The 24,573-nt window shown below is 70.7% G+C and carries 18 protein-coding genes; 7 read left to right on the top strand and 11 right to left on the bottom strand.

Features of this window, described 5'->3' with window-relative positions:
• Entirely contained in the window at positions 1 to 522 is a 522-nt protein-coding gene (locus ACIBI9_RS34230) for a MarR family transcriptional regulator (RefSeq protein WP_318787341.1), read from the bottom strand.
• A gap of 230 nt (positions 523 to 752) precedes the next feature.
• Between ACIBI9_RS34230 and ACIBI9_RS34225 the strand changes: the two genes are divergently transcribed.
• From ACIBI9_RS34225 to ACIBI9_RS34215, 3 genes are all read left to right on the top strand, one after another.
• The gene (locus ACIBI9_RS34225) at positions 753 to 2,114 is read left to right on the top strand and encodes a hypothetical protein (protein ID WP_397228178.1); all 1,362 of its coding nucleotides are present in this window, start codon (positions 753 to 755) and stop codon (positions 2,112 to 2,114) included.
• Positions 2,115 to 2,191: 77 nt separating this feature from the next.
• Positions 2,192 to 2,863, top strand: coding sequence for a DUF4230 domain-containing protein (locus ACIBI9_RS34220; RefSeq protein WP_397228176.1), 672 nt, complete (start codon positions 2,192 to 2,194; stop codon positions 2,861 to 2,863).
• Positions 2,864 to 3,022: 159 nt separating this feature from the next.
• Positions 3,023 to 3,175, top strand: a complete 153-nt coding sequence (locus tag ACIBI9_RS34215) for a hypothetical protein (RefSeq protein WP_363962810.1) — start codon at positions 3,023 to 3,025, stop codon at positions 3,173 to 3,175.
• A 161-nt stretch (positions 3,176 to 3,336) separates the two neighbouring features.
• Here ACIBI9_RS34215 and ACIBI9_RS34210 read toward each other — a convergent pair whose 3' ends face one another.
• Both ACIBI9_RS34210 and ACIBI9_RS34205 read right to left on the bottom strand, forming a co-directional pair.
• Complete coding sequence (locus ACIBI9_RS34210) at positions 3,337 to 3,849, bottom strand: zinc-binding dehydrogenase (RefSeq protein WP_397228174.1); 513 nt, start codon at positions 3,847 to 3,849, stop codon at positions 3,337 to 3,339.
• Positions 3,850 to 3,891: 42 nt separating this feature from the next.
• Positions 3,892 to 5,079, bottom strand: a complete 1,188-nt coding sequence (locus tag ACIBI9_RS34205) for an acetyl-CoA C-acetyltransferase (protein ID WP_397228172.1) — start codon at positions 5,077 to 5,079, stop codon at positions 3,892 to 3,894.
• Between the two features lie 84 nt (positions 5,080 to 5,163).
• On the opposite strand from ACIBI9_RS34205, the gene mce reads away from it, so the two are divergent.
• The 3 genes from mce (at position 5,164) to ACIBI9_RS34190 (ending at position 8,334) form a co-directional block, all read left to right on the top strand.
• Positions 5,164 to 5,586, top strand: a complete 423-nt coding sequence (mce, locus tag ACIBI9_RS34200) for a methylmalonyl-CoA epimerase (protein ID WP_397228170.1) — start codon at positions 5,164 to 5,166, stop codon at positions 5,584 to 5,586.
• Positions 5,587 to 5,792: 206 nt separating this feature from the next.
• Positions 5,793 to 7,076 carry a DivIVA domain-containing protein gene (locus ACIBI9_RS34195; RefSeq protein ID WP_397228168.1) on the top strand — a complete coding sequence of 428 codons (1,284 nt, stop codon included), beginning with the start codon at positions 5,793 to 5,795 and terminating at the stop codon, positions 7,074 to 7,076.
• Positions 7,077 to 7,197: 121 nt separating this feature from the next.
• Complete coding sequence (locus ACIBI9_RS34190; RefSeq protein WP_397228166.1) at positions 7,198 to 8,334, top strand: AI-2E family transporter; 1,137 nt, start codon at positions 7,198 to 7,200, stop codon at positions 8,332 to 8,334.
• Positions 8,335 to 8,550: 216 nt separating this feature from the next.
• Here the strand turns inward: ACIBI9_RS34190 and ACIBI9_RS34185 are convergent, their stop codons facing one another.
• The 7 genes from ACIBI9_RS34185 to ACIBI9_RS34155 form a co-directional block, all read right to left on the bottom strand.
• The gene (locus ACIBI9_RS34185; protein ID WP_397228164.1) at positions 8,551 to 9,336 is read right to left on the bottom strand and encodes an alpha/beta fold hydrolase; all 786 of its coding nucleotides are present in this window, start codon (positions 9,334 to 9,336) and stop codon (positions 8,551 to 8,553) included.
• 160 nt (positions 9,337 to 9,496) lie between these two features.
• Positions 9,497 to 10,255 (bottom strand): SDR family NAD(P)-dependent oxidoreductase, encoded by a 759-nt coding sequence (locus tag ACIBI9_RS34180; RefSeq protein ID WP_350730050.1) that lies wholly within the window; start codon positions 10,253 to 10,255, stop codon positions 9,497 to 9,499.
• A gap of 108 nt (positions 10,256 to 10,363) precedes the next feature.
• Entirely contained in the window at positions 10,364 to 16,651 is a 6,288-nt protein-coding gene (locus tag ACIBI9_RS34175) for an RHS repeat domain-containing protein (RefSeq protein ID WP_397228162.1), read from the bottom strand.
• 52 nt (positions 16,652 to 16,703) lie between these two features.
• A complete protein-coding gene (locus tag ACIBI9_RS34170; RefSeq protein WP_397228160.1) occupies positions 16,704 to 19,916 on the bottom strand; it encodes a LamG-like jellyroll fold domain-containing protein in 3,213 nt (1,070 codons plus the stop codon).
• 235 nt (positions 19,917 to 20,151) lie between these two features.
• A complete protein-coding gene (locus ACIBI9_RS34165; protein WP_397228158.1) occupies positions 20,152 to 20,856 on the bottom strand; it encodes an alpha/beta hydrolase in 705 nt (234 codons plus the stop codon).
• A gap of 14 nt (positions 20,857 to 20,870) precedes the next feature.
• Entirely contained in the window at positions 20,871 to 21,161 is a 291-nt protein-coding gene (locus ACIBI9_RS34160; protein ID WP_319720101.1) for an ATP/GTP-binding protein, read from the bottom strand.
• A complete protein-coding gene (locus tag ACIBI9_RS34155; protein WP_397228156.1) occupies positions 21,158 to 22,603 on the bottom strand; it encodes a 3-hydroxybutyryl-CoA dehydrogenase in 1,446 nt (481 codons plus the stop codon). The genes ACIBI9_RS34160 and ACIBI9_RS34155 overlap by 4 nt, the downstream gene beginning before the upstream one ends.
• Positions 22,604 to 22,639: 36 nt before the next feature.
• On the opposite strand from ACIBI9_RS34155, the gene nucS reads away from it, so the two are divergent.
• Entirely contained in the window at positions 22,640 to 23,302 is a 663-nt protein-coding gene (gene nucS / locus ACIBI9_RS34150) for an endonuclease NucS (protein ID WP_397228154.1), read from the top strand.
• An 83-nt stretch (positions 23,303 to 23,385) separates the two neighbouring features.
• Here the strand turns inward: nucS and ACIBI9_RS34145 are convergent, their stop codons facing one another.
• On the bottom strand, positions 23,386 to 24,537 hold the full coding sequence (locus ACIBI9_RS34145; protein WP_397228152.1) for a nucleotide disphospho-sugar-binding domain-containing protein: 1,152 nt from the start codon (positions 24,535 to 24,537) through the stop codon (positions 23,386 to 23,388).
• Positions 24,538 to 24,573 lie beyond the last annotated feature (36 nt).

The following is a 24,573-nucleotide window of genomic DNA, read 5'->3' as shown; positions in this document are numbered from 1 at the left end:
TCACCCGCCGCCCTCTTGGAAGTCACCCGCCGCCACCCGGAGGGTACGCAACTGGGTGAACATCCGGTCGAGTTCGTCCTCGGCGTACATGGTCAGGCCGAACTCGGCGCCCATCAGGTCGCGGGTGGCCCGCTCCACGACGTCCCGGCCGGCCTTGGTGATCTCGGCGAGCACGCCGCGCCCGTCCCGCGGGTTGGGCAGCCGGCAGACGAATCCGGACTTCTCCAGCCTGTCCACCGTGTTCGTGACGCTGGTGGGGTGGACCATGAGCCGTTCGCCGATCTTCGACAGCGGGAGCGCGCCTGTCTTGCTGAATGTCAGCAGGACCAGCGCCTCGTATCGGGCGAAGGTCAGGTCGTACGGCTTCAGGAGCGAGTCGAGCTGCGACAGCAGGATCTGGTGGGCTCTCATGATCGAGGTCACGGCGGCCATGGCGGAGGAGGGCCCGAAGTGGGCACGCCAGCTCTCCGCGGCCCGGTCGATGGGGTCGAACGGCAGGTTGAGCGGCTTGGGGTGCGACACAGCGCATACGGTAGCGCGCCCCTCGTCCCGGTTCGTCTGGTGACCTGGAGCGACAGGCTTCCCCGCTTGACCAAGAATCCGGACGTCAATCATCACGCTCAGTTATGGTTCTCGTACGTATGGTGACGCAGAAGCCAAGTCCATCGGCCTGTGGGGACAGGCCGGACTCATTCGCTTCAGCCTTGCCGAGGGGCACGGGGGGTGCTTGATGAAGGTCAACGGGGAAAAGGGTGCGTGAGCACGCGGGCGTTTCACGAGAGGAGCTGAAGCAGAGCGCGGCCGTCACGGTGGCCGTGCTCCTGGCGCTCGGGCTGCTGGCGGCGTGGAACGTCCTGATACCTGGCGTGGACGCGTGGGAGAACATCGTGGCCGCGGTCATCGGCTCGTTGCGGATGACCGGGCCGGTGGCCGCCGCGTTCGCGGCATGGGTGGCGCTGCGCAAGCGCAGGGCGTTGCGCGGCCGCTCGCTCACGACGTGGCGGGCGCTCAAGGCGCCGCTGGCGATCGTGGTGGTGGTGCTGGGTTCGTTCGGTGCGACGGTGCTGGTGTTGGCGGTCAAGACGGTGCTCACCGACCAGTCGGGGCGGCTGAGCCTTTCCGGCCTGGGCATGGGCATGGCGGGGCTGGCCCTCTATTCGGTGATCGGCTGGGTGGCCGGCTGGGTGGTGCCTAAGGTGTTCACGCCGCCGCTGGCCGGGCTGGCCTGCTATGGAGTGTTCTCGTGGCTGGCCGACGACCGGGGCTGGGCGGACAAGCTGGCGCCCGGCACCGGGGAGCCGTACGACCTGTTCCAGGGGTTGAGCGGGGCGCCGTTCTTCGACCAGACGATCTGGCTGCTCGGCATCACGGCGGCGCTGCTGCTGGGCTGGGCGGCGCTGGTGACCAAGCAGGCGACGGTGCTGGCGTGCGCGCTGCTGTCCGTGCTGGCGGCCGGGATGGGCGTGTCGCGGGTCCTGGCCCAGCCGAAGCCGGCCGCGGCCGTGGACATCGCCTACAGCTGCCAGGACTGGCCGATCACGGTGTGCGTGCACCCGGGGATGCGGGCGGGGCTGACCGAGCTGGGGGCGGCGTTCACGCAGATCGCCTCCCGGCTGGCGGGGACGCCCGCCGCGTTCACGCGGGTGGAGCAGCGGCCGCTGGAGGAGGAGCTGAAGCCGTCGAACGGCCTCGCGCCCATCCACGTGCCCGACCTGTCCGCGGGGTTCGCGGAGGAGGCGGCGTACGAGTACATCGAGTCCCTGGCCGCCCGCTGCCCGGGCTCGGTGGCGGACGGTTACCGGGAGATCGTGATGGCGTGGCTGCGCGGGGAGCCCCTGCCCGGCGGGCCGCTGCCCGAGCACCAGTACGCGGCGTCGTGGTTCTCGTGGCTGAGCGAGCACCAGCGCAGGGAGTGGCTGCGCATGTTCTACAGCGACTTCCGGAACTGCGGGCTGTCGAGCATGTACTTCGGCGGCGGCGGGGGCGCGGCACGGGTGCAGGTGGCGCCGTCGGCCCGCCCGACACCGGAGTCGAGCCACGTCTACCCGGTGTACCCGGAGGGCGAAGGCACTCCGAACTCGGCCCCCAGCACGTCCATGGCCGGTCTCAGCTAGGCGGCCGGCGACGCGGGATCGGAAGATGTCACCAAACGGCTGGCAATGATGATCGCCCGGCGGGTAGTCATGCACGCATGACGACTTCCCGTACGACGCCGCTCGAGGTGACATCCGCGCGGCGCCGCAGGTGGCGATACGTGGCGGGTTTCCTGGTCCTGGCGGTCCTGCTCGTGGTGGGCGGCCGCCTGGCCTGGACCTGGCTCAACCCGCTCGGCGAGCAGGTCATCGACCGCAGCCAGCCCGTGCTCCTGCAGTCCATCAAGGACCTCAGCCGCTTCGAGGCCGCCACAGGGAACTTCCAGGTGGTCGTGGACCTGGAGAAGGACGCCAACTTCCTGCCCGACGCGATCAAGGGCACCCGCACGCTGTTCGTCGGAGCGGGCGCGGTGGACGCGTACGTGGACTTCTCCGGCCTGGCCGGGGACGCCGTGACGGTCACGGAGGACCGCACCCAGGCGACCGTGCGCCTGCCCCGCGCCCAGCTGGAGAAGCCCAACCTGGACAACAGCCGCTCGTACGTGTTCGCGCAGCAGCGCGGGCTGTTCGACCGGGTGCAGGACTTCCTGTCCGGGTCGCCCGGGGACCAGCGGGAGCTCTATCTGCTGGCGGAGAAGAAGATCACGGAGGCGGCGGTGGCGAGCGACCTGCGTGCCCGGGCGGACACCAACACCAAGGCCATGATGACCGGCCTACTGAAGTCGCTCGGCTTCACGAAGGTCACGGTGAAGTTCACGGACGAGCCCTAGGGGTGGCTCACGGCCGCCTTAGTCGCTCGGTGCGCCTGCCTAAGTACCTCCCTATCTGCCCTTACGCCCTGACATAAGGCATCCGCCCGATGTGTCCGGGAGGGCCTTAGGAGGAGTCTTAAGAGTGCAGGGAAGAAGCACGAGCCACAAGGGGCCTCCATGAACGCCGAACTCGAGTACACCGTGATGCAGCACCACGCCTCCGAGCTCCGCCGCGCCGCGGCCGAGCAGCGGCGGGTGCGCGAGGCGCAGAAGAGCCTGCGGCCGGAGCGCCGCAACCGCTCGGTCTTCGCCAAGTTCCTCGCCTCATGACCGTCCACAAGCAGCCCGGCCGCAACCTCCCTCGCGGCCGGGCTGAACAGCCCCCGTAGGGGGCGACGTCAGGGACCCGAATCCTGGTGGGTCCCTGAATCGCGGAGCCCCGGTCCATTCCTGGTCGGACCGGGGCATCGCGCTGTCCGGGCCGAGGCGGCTCAGACGGTGACGACGGCCTTGCCGCGCACCTCTCCCCGCTCCAGGCCGCGGACGGCCTCGGGGACCTCGCTGAGCGGGTACGTCCGGTCGACGACCGGCGTGACCCGGCCGGAGCCGACGAGCTCCGCCACGGCTCGCAGGTCGGCCTCCCGGGGCGCCATGAAGACCACGCGCAGCCGCCGGCGGGCGAACGGGTCCGGCAGCACCGTACGGAGCCGGCGGTCGGTGCCGGCCGGCCACCGCCCGCCGCGTTCGCCCCCGACGATGACCACCGTCCCGCGGGGCGTGAGGGCGCGGCGCAGGTGGCGCAGCGCGCGGTTGCCCGCCGTGTCGACGATGACGTCGTAGCGGCTCCCCCGGCCGGCGAAGTCCTCGCGGGCGTGGTCGACGACGTCGGGCCGCGCCGATCGACCGTACGAGGTCCGCCTTCGCCGCGCCGCACACGCCCGTGACCTCCGCCCCGGACGCCTTGGCGATCTGCACCGCGTACGCCCCCACTCCCCGAAGGGCATGCGAAAGGCCCCGGGGCTCTCCCCGGGGCCCGCGCCTCTCTCCTACTGCTTGGGGACCGAGATGATCAGGGCGTCACCCTGGCCGCCGCCGCCGCAGAGCCCGGCGGCGCCCAGGCCGCCGCCCCGGCGCTTCAGCTCGTACGCCAGCGTCAGCACGATCCGCGCGCCCGAGGCCCCGATCGGGTGGCCCAGGGCGATGCCGCCCCCGTTGACGTTGACCTTGTCCAGCGGCACGTCCAGCTCCTTGGCGGACTGCAGGACCACGCTGGCGAAGGCCTCGTTGATCTCGACCAGGTCCAGGTCGGCGGCCGTCGCGCCCTGCTTCGACAGCGCGTGCTTGATGGCGTTGGCCGGCTGGGACTGCAGGGACGCGTCCGGCCCCGCGACGTTGCCGTGCCTGCCGATCTCCGCCAGCCACTCCAGGCCGAGCTCCTCGGCCTTCGACTTCGACATGACCACGACGGCGCAGGCCCCGTCCGAGATCTGCGAGGCGGAGCCGGCCGTGATCGTCCCGTCGGCGGCGAAGGCCGGGCGGAGCTTGGCCAGGGTCTCCGGGGTGGTGTCACCGCGTACGCCCTCGTCCTCCTTGACGATCAGTGGCTCGCCGCGGCGCTGCGGGATCTCCACCGGGACGATCTCCTCGTCGAAGACGCCGTTCTTGACGGCGGCGGCGGCCAGCTGGTGGGAGCGGGCCGACAGGGCGTCCTGCTCCTCGCGGCCGATGCCGAGCCGGGCGTTGTAGTGCTCGGTCGACTCACCCATCGCGCGCTGGTCGAACGCGCAGAACAGGCCGTCGTGGGCCATCGAGTCGACGACCTGCGAGCCGCCGTACTTGACGCCCTTGCGCAGGCCGGGCAGGAGGTGGGGGGCGTTGGTCATGGACTCCATGCCGCCGGCCACCACGATGTCGAACTCGCCCGCGCGGATGAGCTGGTCGGCCAGCGCGATGGCGTCCAGGCCCGACAGGCAGACCTTGTTGATGGTGATGGAGGGGACGGTCATGGGGATGCCGGCCTTGACGGCGGCCTGGCGGGAGGGGATCTGGCCCGCGCCGGCCTGCAGGACCTGGCCCATGATCACGTACTCGACGGCATCCGGCGCGACCCTGGCACGCTCCAGCGCGGCCTTGATGGCGATGCCCCCGAGCTCCACGGCAGGCAATCCCGACAGGGATCCCAGGAGCTTGCCGATGGGCGTGCGAGCTCCGGCCACGATGACGGAACTGGACATGACAGGGGCCTCCTACGCTCACGTCGGGTTCTTTGACACCATACCCACGAGTAGGCGGACGCTCGCTATGGAGGTGGGCCACATATGTTCATGCGGATCGACCACATCGGAATCGCGTGCAAGGACATCGAAGAGAAGATCGCGTTCTTCTCGGAGACGTTCGAGCTGACCGTGGTCGCCAGGGAGGTCAACGAGGAGCAGGGCGTGAAGGAGGCCATGCTGCGCATCTCCGACGGCGAAGGTGGGGGCTCCTACATTCAGCTTCTGGAACCTCTCTCTGAGGACTCCCCTGTGGGAAAATTCCTCGCTAAGCGGGGCGAGGGCGTCCACCATGTGGCATTCGGGGTTCCCGATGTCGCCCAGGCGATGGTTAAGATCAACGAGAAGGGTGTGAGGCTCCTGGACGAGCGTCCCAGGCACGGGTCGATGGGCTCCGAGATCGCGTTCCTGCACCCCAAGGACGTGGGAGGAATGCTGACGGAGTTGGTGCAGGCGGCCAGGCCCTAACCCCGGCCCTGACAAATGTTAAAAAACGTTCATATGTAACTAGTCACGCAGAAAGTTGGACGGGGCTTCGCAGGTGGCACCAGCGGAGTACGCTTGACCTTCCACCGGACATGGAGCCTGCCCTTAGGCACAGGCTCCTGGATCGGATGCCCCGAACCCCCCGTCCGGCCCGTGTAGCCGTCTCGACAACCCAGGATTGAGCCTCCATGCAGTCCGACATCGACGCCCAGCTCAACAATTTCTTCGAGGACGCCCCCGCACGCGAGTTCGACGTGGTGCTCCGCGGTTACGACCGGCATCAGGTCCACGATCATCTGAAGCAGCTAGACGGAGAGCTACGGCAGTCCCGCGAGCAGGTGGCGAGCCTGCAGCGTGATCTGTCCGACTCCCAGCGCCAGCTGCAGGAGCAGGAGCGCCCCACCTACTCCGGCCTCGGCGCCCGCATCGAGCAGCTGCTCCGCCTGGCCGAGGAGCAGGCCACCGAGCTCGTCCAGGCCGCCAGGTCCGAGGCCAACGAGATCAAGGCCGCGGCCAAGGTCGAGGCCGCCGACCTGCGGGCCGCCGCCGAGGCCGAGGCCGCCGAGAAGCGCGCCGTGGCCACGCGGGAGAGCGACGAGATGCGCTCCGCCGCCGACCGCGACGCCGAGGAGACCCGCTCGACCGCCCGCCGCGAGGCCGACGAGCTGACCAACACCACCGAGCGCGAGGTCGCCAAGCTGCGGGCCACCGCCGACCACGAGGTGGCGGAGAAGCGGGCCGACGCCGAGCGGGAGATCGCCAAGCTCCGCACCACCGCCGAGCGCGAGGTCGCCCAGCTGCGGGCCTCGACCAAGCGCGAGCGCGACGAGGTGCTGACCACCGCCAAGCGGCAGGCCGACGAGATGCGCGCGCAGGCTCAGCGGGTGCTGGAGGAGTCGGAGGCCAAGCGGGCGCAGGACGAGGCGGAGTTCGAGATCCAGCTCGCCTCCCGCCGCGAGGAGGCCGAGCGCCAGGAGGCCGAGCGCCACGCCACCGCGCAGGCCAACACCCAGCGCATGGTCGCCGAGGCCGAGCAGCGCGCGGCCACGGCCGAGTCGCGGGCCACGAAGGCCACGCAGCAGGCCGAGCAGACCCGCCGCGAGGCCGACCTGCACGCCAAGCAGCTCGTCGCCAACGCTCGCAAGAGCTCCGAGACGATCGTCGCCGAGGCCAAGACGAGCGCCGACACCATCGTCACCGAGGCGAAGAACGAGGCCGAGCGCACCCGCACGACGATGCAGCGCCAGGTCGACGAGCTCACGCGCCAGCGCGACAGCATCACCAGCCACCTGGCCCAGCTGCGCCAGCTGCTCGGCGGCGCGGCGCTGCCCGGCATGGAGCCGGAGCCCGCGGTCACGGCGGCCCCGGCCAAGCCCGCGCTCGCCGCTCCCGCGGCCGAGGCCCCGGCCACGACGCCCGCGGCGAAGGTCGAGACCAAGTCCGAGGACGACGCCGAATGGTGGCAGGAGTAACCACCGGCCCACAGGTCGGGACCGCACACGGGGGCTGAAGAGCAGGTTGGAGAGAGCCTGGCGATCCGATGGTCGCTAGGCTCTCTCTTTGCTATTTGCCGACAATCTCGGGAGTGTCGCTTTGTCCGCGGATGTCGAACCCACCGCCCCGGAGCCCAAGGAGTCCGCAGGAAGCGCTGCCCGCGCCCAGGAGGAGGGTGATGGCGGGCCTCAGCCGTACGGACTGCCAGGGAAGCCGCTCGCCCGCGGCCCCTTCCTGTTCGGGCTGGTCGGCGGGCTGGGGGTGCTGACGGCGATCGCGATCGCCCAGATGGTCGTCGCGTCGCTGAGCACGATCATCCTGGTCGTCGTGGCGATGTTCCTGGCCGTCGGCCTCAACCCGGCCGTCGAGGCCCTCCAGCGCCGCGGCCTCGCCCGGCGGGGGGCGATCTCGATCGTGTTCGCCGGGGTCATCGTGGCGTTCGCGCTGTTCGGCCTGGCCGTGGTGCCGCCGGTGAGCCAGCAGCTGTCGGAGTTCGTGGCGGCGGTGCCCACGTACGTCACCGAGCTCGGCAAGAATCCCACGCTGCACCAGCTCGATTCCGAGTACCAGATCCTGGCGCAGCTCAAGACGTTCCTGACGTCCACGCTGGGGCCGTCGCTGGCCAGCGGCATCATGGGCGCGGGGCTGGTGGTGCTGAACGGCGTCTACACCACGGTGACGCTGCTGGTGCTCATGCTCTACTTCCTCGGGTCGCTGCAGACGATCAAGGACTACCTGCTCAAGCTCGTACCGGCCTCCCGCAGGACCCGGACGAGGGCGATCAGCGAGCAGATCCTCTCCGGCATCGGCGGGTACGTGGCGGGCAACGTGCTCATCTCGGTCATCGCGGGCTTCCTGACCTGGATCTTCCTGTCGGTGGCGGGGGTGCAGTACGCGCTCGCGCTCGCCCTGGTCGTGGCGCTGACGGACCTGATCCCGCTGGTGGGCGCCACGATCGGCGCGGTGCTCGTGACCGGCGTCGCGCTGCTGCAGTCGGTGCCGGCGGGGATCGCCTGTGCGGTCTTCTTCGTGGTCTATCAGCAGGTGGAGAACTACTTCATCTATCCGAGGGTGATGAAGCGTTCGGTGGACGTGGCGCCGGCGGTGACGGTGATCGCGGCGCTGTTCGGCGGGGCGCTGCTGGGGATCGTCGGCGCGCTGCTGGCCATTCCGGTGGCGGCGGCTATCGCGTTGATCGTCCGTGAGGTGGTCCTGCCGCGCCAGGACCACGCCTGAGGGGTTCCTGGGGACGTCCGAGCCCCGGTGGCCCACTGTGTCCCCGTCGGCCGTCTCACTCCGGCTGAGGTCCTCGGGGGATGGAGGGAGAGCTGAGGTCCTTCGGGGGGAAAGGGAGAGCTGGGGTCCTTCGGTGACGGAAGGCTGAGGTCCTTGGGGCGAGGAAGGGCGCGCCGGCGGGCGGCCGTTGCTCCTCGGGCGCCGGGTGCGGTGTGGTCAGGGGCGAGGGGTGGCCAGGTCGGTGCGGAGGAACTCGGTGATTGCCGTGTTGAACGCCTCCGGCTGCTCCACCGCGCTCAGATGGCCGGCCTTCGGGATGATCTCCAGGCGTCCGTCGGGCACGGCGCGCGCCATCGCCTCCGCGTCGGCGGGGGGCGAGAGCTCGTCCTCCTCCCCCACCACGACCAGCAGCGGCACCTTCAGCGCGCTCAGCGTGTCGAACGAGTCGGGCCGCGCGGCCATGGCCCGTTGCGCCCAGGCGACCGCGCCCGGCGGCGCGGACTGCACGAGCCCCTTGACGCGCCCGAACACCATGGCCCGGCGCTCCTTGGTGGTCGGCCCGATGAGCGCCGGGAGCACCTCGCTGACCAGCACCTCGCTGCCCTCGGCGAGCACGGCCTGCGCGATGCGCTCCCTGTTCTCCCTCGCCGGGGGCGGGTCGGCGCCGGCCTTGGTGTCGGCCAGGATCACGCCGAGCACCCGGTCGGGGTGCCGGCGGCAGAACGCCATGGTCACGTAGCCGCCCATCGAAAGCCCGCCGACCACCGCCCGCTCGATGCCCTCGTCATCGAGCAGCCTGGCGACGTCGTCGGCCATCAGGTCGAGCGAGGGCTCGTCGTCGCCCAGCCGCGACCCGCCGAAGCCGCGCAGGTCGGGTGTGATGACCCTGCAGGCCTTGGCCAGCCCCTCGCGCTGGGCCAGCCACATGGCCGACGAGAGCGGGAACGCGTGAAGCAGCACAACCGGGAGCCCGGTTCCGGCCGATCTCGTGTAGAGCTGCACGGACCACACGGTAGCCCGGTTCACGGCCGCAAGCACTCAATGTCGTATGCCTATATCTGCCGAAAACCGAGACTGCTTCGCTAAAGCTCCCCATAAAGGCGGCATTTCGCCAATGTCGGCTATAAAACTGGCATTGGCCGGCGAATAATCGCGTACACAATTAGATGGCGGTGGCGCCGCCGTCCACGAACAGCACCTGGCCCGTCATGTACGCCGAAGCCGAGCTGGCCAGGAACACGGCCGGCTGGGCCATCTCCGCCACCGTCCCCCAGCGCCGCATGGGCACCGTGGCGACCGTGGCGGCGCCGGAGGTCTCGTCCTCCCAGAGGTTCCGGTTGAGGTCGGTGGCCGTCCAGCCGGGGCACAGCGCGTTGACCCGCACCCCCGCCCGCGCCCACTCGACGGCCAGCGTCTTGGTCAGCGCCACCAGCCCGGCCTTGGCGGCGGCGTACGGGGCGAGGAAGGGCGCGCCGAGCGCCGCCACCGACGCCACGTTGATGACCGTGCCGCCGCCCCGCTCCAGCAGATGGGGCGCGACCGTGTGACAGACGATCATGGCCGAGTCGAGGTTGAGCCGCATCAGCTTGTCCCACCCCGACAGCCGCAGGTCCTTGAACTCCACGAGGAAGTTGGACCCGCCCGCGTTGTTGACGACGATGTCGAGGTGCCCCAGCCCGTCGATGGCCGCCGCGACGGCCCCCGCGGCGGCGTCGCGGTCGGTGAGGTCGGCGGGGATGACGACCGCGCGCCTGCCCAGCGCCTCGACCTCCTTGGCCACCTCGGCCAGGCTCTCGGCCGACCGGGACACGAGCGCCACGTCGGCCCCCGCCTCCGCGTAGGCGAGCGCGATGCCCCGCCCGATCCCCTTCGACGCCCCGGTGACCAGAGCCTGCTTCCCACTGAGATCGAACGCGCCCACGCTGCCTCCTAGAGTCATTACCGAACAAGATTCTAGGGACATGGCACCCAAGAACGCCACCGGCGCGGAACCCGTGAGGGTCCCGCGCCGGTGTCCGGTCAGTTGGGGCTAACCTCCCAAGCCCCAGATGATGATGTCGAGTGCGTCGGCCAGTCCGCTCTTGTCCAGGTACTGGTTGACCTTGAAGCCGGTTTCGGCGATCGTGCCCGTTCTCGTGTTCTCGGGCTCGATCTTCTCCGGCCTGAAGACCTGCCGCTCACCCTGGCCGGAGCCACCGGGGCGGGCCGCAGGCGGCGGTCCGTCCGGATACATCCGCCCGTCGCGGTAGACGGTGTAGGACTGGGTCGGCTGGGTCGAGCCGTCGTTGCGGTAGATCTGGCTCGGCCGTGGCTGCATCGGCTGCCGGCTGTCCCTGGGCGGCGTCTGCCGCTGCTGCGCCCTGTGGCTGGTCGGCCGCTGCGCCGGACGCTGCCGTGCCCGCTGGATCCCGCTGGGGAGCCGGCCGGCCCGCCTGTTGCGCGTCCTGGCCGCCGCCGCGGCCCGGCGCTTCGCCGCCGCCTCAGTGGCCTTTCTCTTCGCCTCTCTTCTCGCCGCCGCCGCTGCCCGCCGCTGTGCCCGTGCCGTCGCCGCCTTCCTGGCCCTCTCGGCCGCCCTCTTCTTGGCCTGTTCCTGGAGCTTCTTCCTGGCCGCGGCCGCGGCCTTCTTCCGCGCCGCTTCCAGGGCCCGCTTCTTGGCCTCGGCAGCGGCTCTTCTCCTGGCCTCCGCCAGTGCCCGGCGCCGCGCTGCCGCGAGGGCGGCCCGCCTGGCCGCCGCACGCGCCGCCGCGATGGCGGCCCGCCTGGCGGCGGCCATCGCCAGCCTCCTGGCGATGATCTGCGCCGAGACCCGCACCACCACGGCCGCGACGAACCAGAACAGCTGGCCGTCGGGGTCGCTCATGGTGACGGGGCTGTTGTTGGCGTAGGCGTAGGCGTTGAGCTGCTGCGGGTTCTGCTCCTCCATGACGGGGTCGACCGACAGGAAGCGCCCGTTCTTGGGGTCGTACTCGCGGGCCCCGAGGTGGACCAGCCCGGTCGTGGAATCCTGCGTGCCTCCCACGAATCCACGCTGCCCCGGCCAGAACGCCGGTGGCGATCCCCGGTTCTCGCCGAACGGCGTCGTCCTCCGTACGGCCAGCTCACCGGTGCCGGCGTTCACCGCCGCCTGAGCGGTGCCCTGGTGGTCGTTGACCAGGAAGTAGACCTGGTTGTCCGGCGTGCGCACCGCGATGGGCTCGCCGCCGATGGTGTAGTAGCGGGTCTGCTCGACGGCGTCCTTGGCGAAGTCGAAGCGCAACTCCATGTCGTCGATGTAGAGCGTGGCGTCGGTCGTGGTCTTGCGGATCAGCCGGTCGCCCTCCGCGTTGTACACGAAGGACGTCGTCTTGCCCGCCTCCGTCACCGACTCCAGGTTGCCCTCGGCGTCCCAGACCAGGGCCTGGTCGGAGTTGCCGACCTTGCGCCTGGTGGTGTTGCCCGCGGCGTCGTACTCGAAGAGGTCCGACCCGACGGCCTGCAGCGCGTGCGGCTGCTTGCCGCCCGCGGCCGGGTAGGTGGAGGTACGGGTGGTCTCGCCCGCGCCGCCCCAGGCGTGCTTGATCTCCTTGAGCCGGTTGCCGGCGGCGTCGTACTCGTAGCTGAGCGCGTACGGGGCCACGCCGCCGATCTTGTCGGACTGCGGGCTGCCGCTAGCGCAGTCGTCGGTGGCCGTCCACGCCGAGGTCATCCGGCGCAGATGGTCGTACTTGAAGCACTGCGTGTCCTGGCCGCTCGCGCCCTTGTCGGCGATCCTGGTGATGTTGCCGACCGCGTCGTAGCTGTAGTTGAGGTCCAGGTCGGTCGCCGTGGCGCCCTCCCTGTCCACCCGCATCCTGGACATCCTGCGGGTGGCCTCGTCATGGGTGTAGGTGAGCCAGGTCTTCTTGCCTCCCGTGCTCAGCTCCTGCTGCAGGGTCTCGCCCAGCTTGGAGTAGCGGGTCGCGGTCACGTACGTGGACAGGCCGCTGACCTTGGTCGGCTGGCTGAGCTCGTCGTAGGTGTAGACGACCTGCTCCTCCGCCAGGCCGCCCGCGGCCGGGAAGCTGACGGACTGGACCTGGTCGTCGATCGTGTAGCGGGTGTTGAGCTGGTACGAGCCCGCCAGCTTGCCCTCCCGCTCGGGGATGGTGACGGTCTCGCGCAGCGTGCGGTAGTCGGAGTCGATGGCGTTGATCTCGGCCTTGTACGCCTGCCCGCCCGCGTAGCGGATGCTGGCGTTCATGTGGCCCTTGGCCAGCGCGTCGTACTGCCACTCGGCGAGGAGCGGACCGGTCGCGGAGCCGTCGCGCAGCTCCTTCTTGCGGCCCAGCGCGTCATAGACGTAGTACAACGTCTTGCCGCGCGAGTCGGTCGTGGTGACCAGCTCGTCGGCGTCGTTGTACGTCATCGTGGTGACGCCCTTGTCGGGGTCCTCCATCTTGATCTCGCGGCCGCGCATGTCGTAGTGGTGGCGCCACACGTTGCCCGCCGCGTCGGTCACCGTGGACAGGCGTCCGGCGTGGTCGTAGGTGTACTTGGTGGACTCGTACTCGCCCGTCGGGGTGGCGCCCTTGTACTGGCGCAACTCGATGAGCCGGTCCTCGGCGTCGCCGATGCGGGTCGTGGCGGTGCCTCCGGGCGGCGGCGTGATGTTGACCCGGTCGCCCTGCTGCGTGGTGCTGACCCGGTACTTCTCCTGGCCCTTCGCCTTGAGGATCTGCGCGTTGGCGTCACCGCTGCCGTCGAAGGTCACCACGACCTGGTTGGGCACGTCCGCGTCGGCCACGGCGAGCAGGTCGGTGGAGGGGGTCCCGGTGGCGAAGTAACCGGTGTTGGACTTGGTCGCCTCGCCGAGCGAGTTGTAGATGGTGTCGGTGATCGTGCGCCCGTCACGCAGCGCCGGGTCCTGCGTCTGCTCGTCGCGGGGCGCGGGCTCCTGGGTCTGGCGCTTGCGCATCAGGCCGTCGTACAGCTCGTGGCTCGCGCTGTAGGTGCCGTCCGCGTTCAGCGTCTTCGTGGTGACGAAGCTGGGACCGTCGGTGCGCATCGAGTAGACGTACTCGGTGCTGGGCGACTGATTGGCCGCCTTGCTGCGGTCGGGCTGCCACACCTTGACCAGGCGGCCGAGCGCGTCGTACTCCATGTCGATGCGGCGGTTGTTCGCGTCGATCTCGGCGTACGGCTCTCCCCAGGCCGGTTCGAGCAGGGTGCGCTCGACGTGGCCCAGCTGGTTGGTCTCCTTGATCTCGGTCGGAGGCGCGCCCGCCGTCGGGGTGTAGGTGGTGGTGGACTTGGTGCCGAGCGCGTCGGTCTCGCTGGTCTCGCGGCCGTAGGCGTCGTAGGTGTGGGTGCTCTCGACGATCGTCGCGCCGTCCCCGGAGACGGTGTTCTCGACCGTGGTCACGTCACCCTTGGTCGGCGCCTGGCCGTACGCCTTGTTGTCGTACTGGACCTTCTGGTCGGAGATGACCTCACCGGCGGCCAGCGTGGACACGGCGGTGCCGCAGCCGGCGGCGACCTTCTGGATCCGGCTCGTGTAGTCGAGCATCCAGCTGGTGTCGTTGCGGGCGTAGGTGTAGCGGGTGCACTGGTCGTCGTCGGTCGTGGCCAGGTCGCCCTTCTCCTCCACCTGGGTGAGCAGGCCCTTGGTGTCGTACTCGCGCTGCTCGCCGGTACGCCGCCACTTGCCTCCCTCCAGCGCGGTGCGGGTGACCATGGACTTGGGCTCGACCACGTAGGCGGCCTTGGTGACACCGCTCTGCGTGGACTCGGCGGTCTTGACGGACCAGGGCTCCTCGAGCGTGGCGCTCAGGATGGCCCCGCCGTCGCCGTCGTAGACGATCTCCTCGCGCTCGAAGCCCGCGAGCTGGTCGAGGTCGTCGAGCTTGACGCCCTCGGAGTCCGTGACCTGCGCGCTGCGCTTGGAGCCGTCGGCCTGCTTGTCACCGTCCATGCCGCGGAAGTAGCGGAACTCCGTCAGCGTGCGCTTGGTGTCCTGCCCGTCGCCCTGGCGCACCCGGACCCGGCCGTAGCCCCGGAACTCCGACCACGTGCGGTGCTCGGGCTTGACGAGGACGTTGTCGGCGTAGTGCCAGGCGGTCCCGTCGAGGTACTCGTAGTCGGTGACGACGTTGGGGGCGCCGCCGACGCGGTCCACTTCCGTCGTCTGCGTGACCACGTACTTGTGGAACCAGTCGGTCACCTCGGCCTCGTTCGGCGGTGACCAGCGCTGCGGGAAGCAGCGCCTGGCGTTCTTGTCGGCGACGGGCACGTCGCCGGGCTTGCAGTCGGCGGCGGAGTAGTTGACGCGCAGCTCACCGCCGGACTCGTTGTTCACAGCCTGCACGCGCCACTTGACCAGCGGGGCGCGGCCCTCGTTGGCGTCCACCCGGTTGGGCAGCTGGACGCCGATGAAGGTGACCTTGGGCAGCGTGATCGTGCCGCCCACGTGACCGCTCTGCTGGATCGACGCCAGCCACAGCGCCGGGCTCATGCCGTCGCCCGAGGCGGGGAACTGGTGCGCCAGCGTCCAGGAGTCCACCGGGGTGTACTGGCCCGAGGCGTTGATGATCTGCGTGGTGACCTTGACCAGGCGCTTGCGCGTGAAGAACGTCGGCGCCAGGCGGTCGATGCACTTCACGCCGGAGTCACAGATCTGGTCGAACGGGACGTCCGGCCAGCTGCTGGCGGTCTCCTTCTTGAGCTGGTCGGCGGCACAGGTGATGGTGCCGCTGGGCAGGCAGCGCTCGGCCACGTCGAAGACGACGCGGGCGGCGGGAGCCTTGGTGAACAGCTCGTTCTGCAGGTAGCCGTAGTCGATGCGGGTGAGGTAGCCCGCGCGGTCGTACACGGTGCCCAGCTCGGGCTTCATGTTGCGGCCGTAGTAGTTCTTCTCCTGCGCGTACCAGTACGTGGTGGCGTTGCCGTGCGTGTCCACCGCGTAGTCGAGGTTCCACCGGTACGCCTGCTGGCACCAGGCGTTGGCCGGGGTGCTGTTGTAGCAGGGCTCGCCGCTGTTGTTGCCGAACACCGGCACCGTCTGGACCGACTTCGTCTCCGGCTTGCCGGTGACCCAGCCGGGCAGGCGGTTCAGGCCGAAGGTGTACTGGTTGCCGTCGGCGCCGGTGACGCGCCAGTACTCGCCGTTGTTGTCACCGTTGGTGGCCCCGGTCAGGTACTCGATCCGGGTGCCGTCGTCGCGCTTGGGCCGCCACTGCTTGCTCGTGGCGTCCTTGACCAGCTCGACGGCCGAGTTGCCGAGCGACAGGGTGACGTTCTCCCCGTCCCAGCACAGGTCGCCGGTCTTCTTGCCGTCGACCATGCAGGACTTGTAGCGGCGCTCGATGTAGCCGCTGGGGTTCATCTCGAAGCCCTCACCGACCCAGGACGCCTGGTTGTTGGTGGAGGCGGTGCGACCGTCCACGCTCTGGGAGGAGTAGTCGATCGACAGCTCCGGCTCGTCGCCGCCCAGCGCGGGAGGGGTGCGCAGGTCATAGTCCCAGTTGAAGTCACCGGTCTGGGGCCCGACGCCCCAGCTCGCCGACGGCGCGAGCGAGGTGGCGGAGTGGTCGCCCGACTGGCCGGAGGCGGCCGCCGTCACCGCGTACAGGCCGGCCGACTCGAAGTCGGCCGTCAGCGTGCCCGCCTTCGGGTCGTTCTCCGTCTTGACCGGCTGGGGCGCGGCGCAGCCGTCCGCGCCGGTCAGAGCGCATTCCTCCAGCTTGACCACGCGGAGCCGGGCGCCGTAGTCGCCGCCGTAGGCGTAGCGGAAGCCGGAGTAGTCGATCTGCAGGCGGTTCTTCTTGCCGGACGCGGCCTTGAGGCTCGCTCCCTGGCCGGGCGATACGCGCATCGCGAGGCCGAGCAGCTTGGAGTCGAGGAGTTCGACGCGTACGGGGTCGGAGGTCTCGGCCTTGGCGGCGGCGGCGCCCTTCTGCGGGGCCAGCTTCACGGGGAAGCCGGTCGCCGCCAGGGTGCTCGCCCCGGTGCCGCCCAGCTCCGCCGCCTGGGGTTTGGGCCAGGCGACGCCTGGTGGCGCCTTCCACGCCTGTTTCTCGACGGGATCGGCCAGCGGGGGCAGGACCGGGACGCTCGTGCCCTTGACCGGCTTCTCGTTCTGCACCGAGGGGGCCGGCCGGGACGCGGCCTGCGCGGGCATGGCGTACGTGAGGGGGACGACGAGGGCGATGGAGAGCACCGCCGCGAGTCTGCGAGGCCAGGGCGACTCGGGCTTGGGCTCCAGGAAACGGTTCCAGTAAGGGTCGTGATAGTCGGGTTTGTCGGGTTCGTTAGGTCGATTCCAGCGGGATTCGGGCAGGTCTAACTCACTCGGCAGGTCCATGAACCTCTCCCAGTCGGGGGGCAGATCGGGACTTACTGGGGTGGGTGGGAACTTACTGGGCGGCCAGCTGAGCGATCTGCTCGGCGCTCAGCACGCCGTCATACGTGCGGACGTCGTCCACGGCACCTGGCCAGTAGCCGGTGAAGGCGCCCGCAGTCTTGGTCCGGCCCAGCTGCAGCTGGCCGGTGGCGTTCCACGCGCTCGCGTGGGACGTGATGGTGGTGGTCGAGAGCTGACCGTTGACGTAGATGCGCAGCTCTCCGGCCAGCGCGTCGTAGACGCCGGCGACGTGCGTCCACTCCAGCGGGTTGGGGATGGCGTCGGAGCGGGTGCGTACGAGGGCGGCGGTGTCGGTGTCGGCGGCCCTCATACCGAGGGTCCACCGCTGCTGCTCCTTGTCGAAGCCGAGCTGGAACCCGGCCGCCCGGCTGCCCGGCTGGGCCACGGCGGCGGTGTCGGCGGTGGGCAGGTAGTCGAGCTGGACCCAGGCGGCCACGGTGAAGCTCGACCTGGTGTTCACGGCGGGGCCGGTGGTCTGGGCGTAGCCGTTGACGCCGTCGAGCGCCAGCGCGCCGTCCAGCCAGCCGTCCGTCCACGAGGCGCCCCCGGCGAGCGTCGCGGCCGTGGAGCGGCCGGAGGACTCCGCGGCGGACGTGCCCGACTCCTCGTCCAGCTTCCAGTGGCCGACCAGCGTGGCGGCGCTGTTGACCAGGTCGGCGACCTCGTCGGCGAACATGGCGCGGCCGTAGACGCGGACCTCGTCCACGTCGCCCGGCCAGGACTCCGCGGCGGCGCCGTTGACCTTGCCGCGGCCGATGGTGAGCGGCCCGGTGGCGTTCCACGGCTGGGTGAAGGCGACCGTGGACTCCTGTTTGCCGTTGACGTAGAGCGAGATCTGGCCTGCGGCGGAGTCGTAGACGCCGGCCAGGTGGGTCCACTCGTTGAGCCTCGGGGCGGCGGCCGACAGGGCCTTGGCCGTCGTGGCGCCGTCGGCGTCGGAGCCCGCGCGGACCAGGGCCCAGCGGTCGTCGGGCTTCGAGTACTGGAGCGCGAAGCCGCCGGTCCTGGAGCCTTCCTGGGTGACGACCGTGGCGGTGGCGGCGTTGCCGGTCAGGCGGGCCCAGGCGGTGACGGTGAAGTTGCGGCTGGTGTCGGCGATCGGGCCGGAGGTCTGCGCGTACGTGTTGGCCAGGCGCAGCCCCATGCCCGTCTTCCCGGTCGTCCACGTGGCGCCGTACAGCGTCGCCGGGTGGGCGTTCGCGGCGTCGGCGGCCACGGTGCCCTGGCCCTCGTCCAGGGCCCAGTGGCCGCTGGGCGCGCGGCCCGAGTTGACGTTGAAGACGTACGTGCGGATCGGGCCGAGCTGGCCCGCGCGGTCCTTGCTACGCACCGACAGCACGTTGGGGCCGTCGTGGCGCGGGGTGAGCGCGATCGTCGCCGTGCCGTCCGCGGCGGGCGCGACCTCGGACTTGGGCGTGGTGTCCAGCCCGTAGACGTACGCGGCCACGTCGGTGACGCCGTTGGGCTCGAACTTGAACGTGCCCGCCAGGCCGACGCCGTCATTCCAGGTGTCCTCGGAGTACTCGGGCGAGGTCACGACCGGCTCCCTGCCGGGGGCGGTGGCGTCCACGGTGGCCTCGCACCAGGGGCTCCAGGCGCTGTTGGCCCTGCCGTCCTCGGCCCGGACGCGCCAGCGGATCAGCGCGCCGTCCGCGTACAGGTTGACGGGGATCGTCGCGTAGTAGGCGGAGCCGGACGAACCCGTCGCGGTGACGTACTCGCCGGTCTTCGTCCCGGCGGCGTTGTACCACTCGAAGCGGCCCTTGACCGAGTTGTCGGCGTCCTTGAGCTTGGCCCACAGCTTGGGCGTGGCCGTGCTGATGACCGGCCGCCCGTCACCGGAGACGCAGGGGCCGCCCGGGTCCGACCAGGCGTCGGCGGCCACGGGGTCGGTCGGGATCGAGTTGTACTCGATGACGGCGACCGGGTTGTTCTTGAACTTCTTCCAGGCCCAGACGTCGGTCTCGCTGGTGGCATAGAGACCGATGGTCATGGTGTTCCACTTCTTGGCGGCGGCGTCGGCGGCCCACGACGTGACGTCGAACTCCACACCGCCGGGCGCGCAGGTCCCCGTGCCATAGCCCTTGGCCACGTTCACCGTGGAGAGCAACTTGGTCTTCGCCGGCGGGTTCTTCCAGGTGGTGCTCTTGCTGATCGCGCCGGTCCCCCAGGCCTCCACCTTGCGGGCGCTGCACGAGTACGACCACGTCTCATAGGTGCGCAGCGTCGCCTTGATGATCTGCTTGCCGTGAATCGTGGCGCCGGTGGCCATCTGGAAGAACGAGCGGTTCGTCTGGGTGGAGCTGATGTGGCCGACGCGGGCGATGTCGCTGGCGTTGAGGTAGTTCGAGTTGGGCCAGTTGCTCCAGACCGCCGTCCACGAGCCGCGGGCGGCCGAGAAGTACGGGTCCAGATAGACGGGGAACTTGGTCTTCGGATCTGCCAGCATCTTGCTGTCCGGCCTCAGCCGCAGTTGCCTGCCCGCCAGTTCCACGCCCATCGCGGCCTCGCGGGCCTCCGGGGAACGGCCTTCCCTGAGCGCCTTCGGGCCGGAGATGCCCTCGGAATCCCACATCTTCGGCGTGGGCGCGATGAAGATCGTCCCTCCGCTCTCGTCGACGGCCTCCAGGTTGCCCGCCTTGTCCGTCTTCACCGACAGGCCGGTGACCGAGAGGGGGTAGGCGAGCTCGGTCAGGCCCGCCGCGGCGGCCCGGGACTTGACCACCAGCACGTGGGAGAAGCCGTCCACGTCCGCGGTGACCTGGAGGTCCACGCCCGGCATGACCTCGGGGTAGGTGGCGGTGTCGCCGTTCAGCGTGGGCCTGGGCAGCGTGCCCTGCCAGCCCAGCTCCAGCGTCTTGGCGCCGCGCGCCATGCGGGCGAGCGGCCCGGAGCCGCCGCCGGAGAACGTCAGGTCGGCCGCCGTGGCGACCGTCTCGACCGCGCCGTCCGGGCGCAGGCGGAGCGTGGTGTCCACCGGGACCCAGCCGCCGGACTTGCGTACGCGCACCGGGCGGACGTGCTGCTCCAGGGTGAACGTGCCGTCGGGCTTGGCCCAGACCTGGCGGGTCTCGCTGCGCTGTGTTTCCACCTCGACGGGCTTGCCGGTGCTGCGGGCGAGGGCGAGCGCGGAGTCCTCGGGTGGTTGGACGGTCTTCGGTGGTTCCACTGTCTTCGCCGCGACGGCGGGCACCGGATCAGGCACCGCCAAGATCGTGAAAGCTAACGCCGCCGCAACCAACCCACGAACTGCCCGCATACGTCCTCACCCATGGTGAGCAGGGGTTACGCGCGGGAAGGCGGACCCGCCCGGCGTCTCCACGATCTTCGGTTGACGATCGGATTTTCACTCTGCCCCCACGAGAGGTCTAGAGTTTTGCTCATTCTGCTCAAATTTCCTTCACAACCCTGATTTGTCCGGAAATTTCCGTCATGGCGGATCAGGCGTCCGTGGGCAGCGGCCACGCGGCCGGGTTGACCCGCTTGACGATCTCGTTCAGGACGATGCGGACGTACGGCTCCCCCACCCACAGGTGCTTGGCCCCGTCCACCCCGATGACCTCGGCCTGCGGCACCCGCGCGAACCTCGCGCGGGCCTCCTCGGGCCGCAGGTAGTCGTCGAACTCGGGCACCAGCACCACCAGCGGCCGGCCGAACCGCGCCCAGGCGTCCAGGTCGTGGTCGGTGGCCCGGTGCAGCGGCGGCGAGAGCAGGATCGCGCCCTCCACCAGCGGGTCGTGCGCCCACTTCAGCGTCAGCTCCGTGCCGAACGACCAGCCGACCACCCACACCTGGGGCAGGTCGTGGTACTCGGCGTACTCCAGCGCCGCCGCCACGTCGAACCGCTCGCCCTCTCCCCCGTCGAACGTCCCCTCCGAGGTGCCGCGCTCGGAGGAGGTGCCCCGGGTGTTGAAGCGCAGCACGGCCAGGTCGGCGAGGGCGGGCAGCCGGTTGGCGGCCTTCTTGTAGACGTGGCTGTCCATGAACCCGCCGTGGGTGGGCAGCGGGTGCAGCGTCACCAGCGTCGCGACGGGGGGACGGTCGAGGGGCAGGGCCAGCTCGCCGACCAGGGTCAGGCCGTCGCCCGTCTCCAGCTCGATCGGCTCGCGCCGGGCGGGCAGCACGGTGGCCGCGCGAATCTCCACTTCGGGGGTTCCCTTCAATAACGGGTGCGGCCGGGGCCGCGGTCGAGTCTCTTGCGCCAGCAGGCGGTGTGCCAGTGGCGGCGCTCCTCGTCGCCTCCCGGCCAGTTGGGCCAGGCGACGAGGTGCGACTGGCCGCTGCGGATCTCCTGGTCGCAGCCCGGACATCGGTAGTCCTTGGTCGAGGAGGCGCCGGTGAGCATGCGTACCTTCCACTCGCCGTCGGGCCATTCCTCCACCTTGTCCAGCCCGGTCGGGAAGCCGAAGGGACGGGAGGACTCCCTGCGGCGGGCACGGCGGGGGCTCATGGACGCGGGAATCGGCTGACGCCGGCGGTGACGAGCTGGTCGAGCAGGAGGGCGGGTGCGAAGGCGGGCTCGCGGTATTCGGCGTAGAGGGCTCTCAGCCCGTCACGGACCTTCGCCAGGCCCAGCGACTCCAGCATCTCGAACGGCCCGGCGGGATAGCCGCAGCCCAGGCGCATCGCCGCGTCGATGTCCTCGATCAAGGCGTACCCGGAGTCGTACATCCGCACGGCGTCGTTGAGGTAGGGGAAGAGCAGGGCGTCGACCACGAACCCCGCCCGGTCCTTGCACGGCACCGGCGTCAGCCCGGCGATCTTCACCAGGTCCCTGGCGGCGCTCGCGGCCTCCTCCGAGGTCAGCACCGTGGAGGCGAGCTCGGCCACCTGGTCGCCGACGAGGTGCACGCCGACCATCCTGGCGGGGTCGGGGAGGCGTACGGCGTGCTCGATCACGGGGCGGTCGGCCAGATGCAGCACGACGTCGGGATCCTCGGACTCCTTGAACCCGGCCGCCCGCAGCCGCTCCACCAGCCCGTCGCCGTCGTCCCCTGCCACGCCGAACGTGCCCAGCCGCGACTTCGCCGGCGTCTCCCGCGGCGGGTCGCCGTAGAAGCCCCGGCCGGACTTGCGGCCCAGCAGCCCGGCCGTGACCAGCTCGCGCAGCAGCGGCGCGGGCGCGTGCCGCCGGTCGCGCGTCTCGTCGAACAGCACCCCCATCACCTCGTACGCGGTGTCGAGCCCGATCAGGTCGAGCAGCGTGAACGGGCCCATCGGCAGCCCCACGCCCAGCTTCATCGCGGCGTCGATGTCGTCGCGCCCGGCCACGCCCAGCTCCATGAGCGCGGCGGCCTGGTTGAGGTAGGGCAGGAGCAGCCGGTTGACCACGAACCCGGCCCGGTCGCCCACCGCCACCGCCGTCTTGCCCAGCCTGCCCGCCAGCGCCGCGATGTCCGCCACCACGCCGGGCGCGGTCACCACCGTCCCCACGACCTCGACCAGCTTCATCACCGGCGCCGGGTTGAAGAAGTGCATGCCCACGACCTGACCCGGGCGGCCGGTGGCGGCGGCGATGGCGGTGACGGACAGGGAGGAGGAGTTGGTGGCCAGGACGGTCTCGGGCTCGCAGATCCGGTCGAGGTCCTTGAACAGCGCGATCTTGTAGTCGAGGATCTCGGGGATCGCCTCCACCACCAGATCGACGTCCCGCAGGTCCTCGCGCGAGGTGGTCAGCGTGACGCGGCCGAGGATCTCGTCGCGCTGCCCGGGCTCCAGCTTGCCCTTGTCGACGGCCTTGCCGGTGGAACGCTCGAGATGCCCGCGGCCCCTGGCCAGCGCCTCGGCGTCGGCCTCGACCCCGATCACGCGCAGGCCGGCCCGCGCGAACACCTCGGCGATCCCGGCTCCCATCGTGCCGAGCCCGACCACACCCACCCGTTCGAACGCCATGCGTCCAGTTTTCCAGAGCCGCTAAGGTGGGGCGTCATGCGGCTGGTCATCGCGCGATGCAGCGTGGATTACATCGGACGGCTCACGGCGCACCTCCCCATGGCGCCCCGGCTCGTATTGATCAAGGCGGACGGGAGCGTGAGCATCCACGCCGACGACCGCGCCTTCAAGCCGCTCAACTGGATGAACCCGCCGTGCAAGCTCAAGGAGGACGACGGCACCTGGACCGTCACCCACGGCAAGACCGGCGAGAAGCTGGTGCTGACGATGGAGGAGATCCTCCACGACTCCAGCCACGAGCTGGGCGTCGATCCCGGGCTGATCAAGGACGGCGTGGAGGCCCACCTGCAGGAGCTGCTCGCGGAGCACATCACGACGCTGGGGGACGGCTACTCGCTGATCCGGCGCGAGTACATGACGGCGATCGGGCCGGTGGACATCCTGTGCCGGGACGCCCTGGGGGCGACCGTGGCGGTGGAGATCAAGCGGCGGGGGGAGATCGACGGCGTCGAGCAGCTCACCCGCTATCTGGAGCTGCTCAACCGCGACCCGCTGCTGGCACCCGTACGCGGCGTCTTCGCGGCGCAGGAGATCAAGCCGCAGGCGCGCGTGCTCGCCACCGACCGCGGCATCGACTGCGTCACCCTCGACTACGACGCGCTGCGCGGCATCGAGCCGGAGAATCCGACCCTTTTCTAGCGCCGGACTCGGCCATGGAGCGAGCCGGGCGCGCCGCCTCGGGCCTCGGCAGTCCGTGGGAGGGTCCGAGGGCGGGCCGTCCTTCAGGCGGTGAGCTTGTGGAGGACATCGGCGATTTCCTGGGGATCGGGCTGGGCGGCCATCTCGGCGGCGACGGCCGAGGCGGCGAGGCCGTAGCGGGGGTCGGAGAGGAGCTCGCGGCAGCGGTCCGCCACCGCCTCCGGCCTGAGCTCATCCGGCAGCAGGCTCAGCCCCGCGCCCGCCCTGACGACCGCGTCAGCGTTGTCGAACTGGTCGTCGAACTGCGGCAGGACGAGCTGCGGGCAGCCGGCGGCGAGCGCCGTGAGGTTGCTGCCCTGCCCGCCGTGGTTGATCGCGACCGCGCAGCCGGGCAGCACGTGGGCCAGCGGCATCCGCCCGGCGGCCAGGACGGCCGGGGGAAGCGGCGGCCAGCCGGCCACGATCGCGTCGTCCACCGCCACCAGCAGCTCCACGTCCAGCTCGGCCAGCCGCTCCAGCATCGGCAGCACGAGCTCGCGCACGCCGCGCGGGCCGAGCCGGGGAATGAGCGTCCCCATCGTGACGCAGATCCGCGGCCTGCGCCCCTGCTCGAACGCCCACGCCGGCACGTGCGCGTCCCCGTTGTACGGGATGTGACGCAGGCTCTGGTGCCCGGCGGCGTGCGGCAGCCGCAGGCTCGGCGGCCAGGGGTTCAGCACCTCGTCCGGCTCGGGGAGGGCGGCCAGGCCGGCCGCCGCGAGCTCCTCGCGCAGCGCCTCCGCCGCGCCTGCCCGATACGCGTCCAGCGGCGCCACGCCCCACTGGTACTCGACGAGCGGCACCCCGTGCGCCGCCGCCGCGACGGGACCGGCGAACTCCGCCCGCTCGCTCACCACGAGGTCCGGCCGCCAGGCCGCCACCAGCGCCCGCATGCCGGGCAGACCGCTGGCCGCGAGCCGCCCGAAGCGCCGCCCGTGCCCGCACGCACCCTCCTCGCCCCGCGGAATGCCGCCGGCGTCCGGGGCTCCGGCGCCCCGCTCCTCGGCCGCCAGCGTCACGAAGTCGGCGGCCGGGCCACAGGTGGCGACCGGAAGGCCGGAGCGGCAGACGGTGGGCACGAAGTTCTCGGCGGCGGCCACCAGGACCTCGTGGCCGAGCGACCGCAGCGACCAGGCCAGCGGGACCAGCGGGAAGAAGTGCCCCGGCAGGGCGACGGTCGTGAACAGGATGCGCATCGGTCTCCCCGTTGGACAGTACGTGGCCGACCCCCG

The sequence above is a fragment of the Nonomuraea sp. NPDC050451 genome (assembly GCF_044458585.1).
This window is presented reverse-complemented; position numbering and strand designations above follow the sequence as displayed.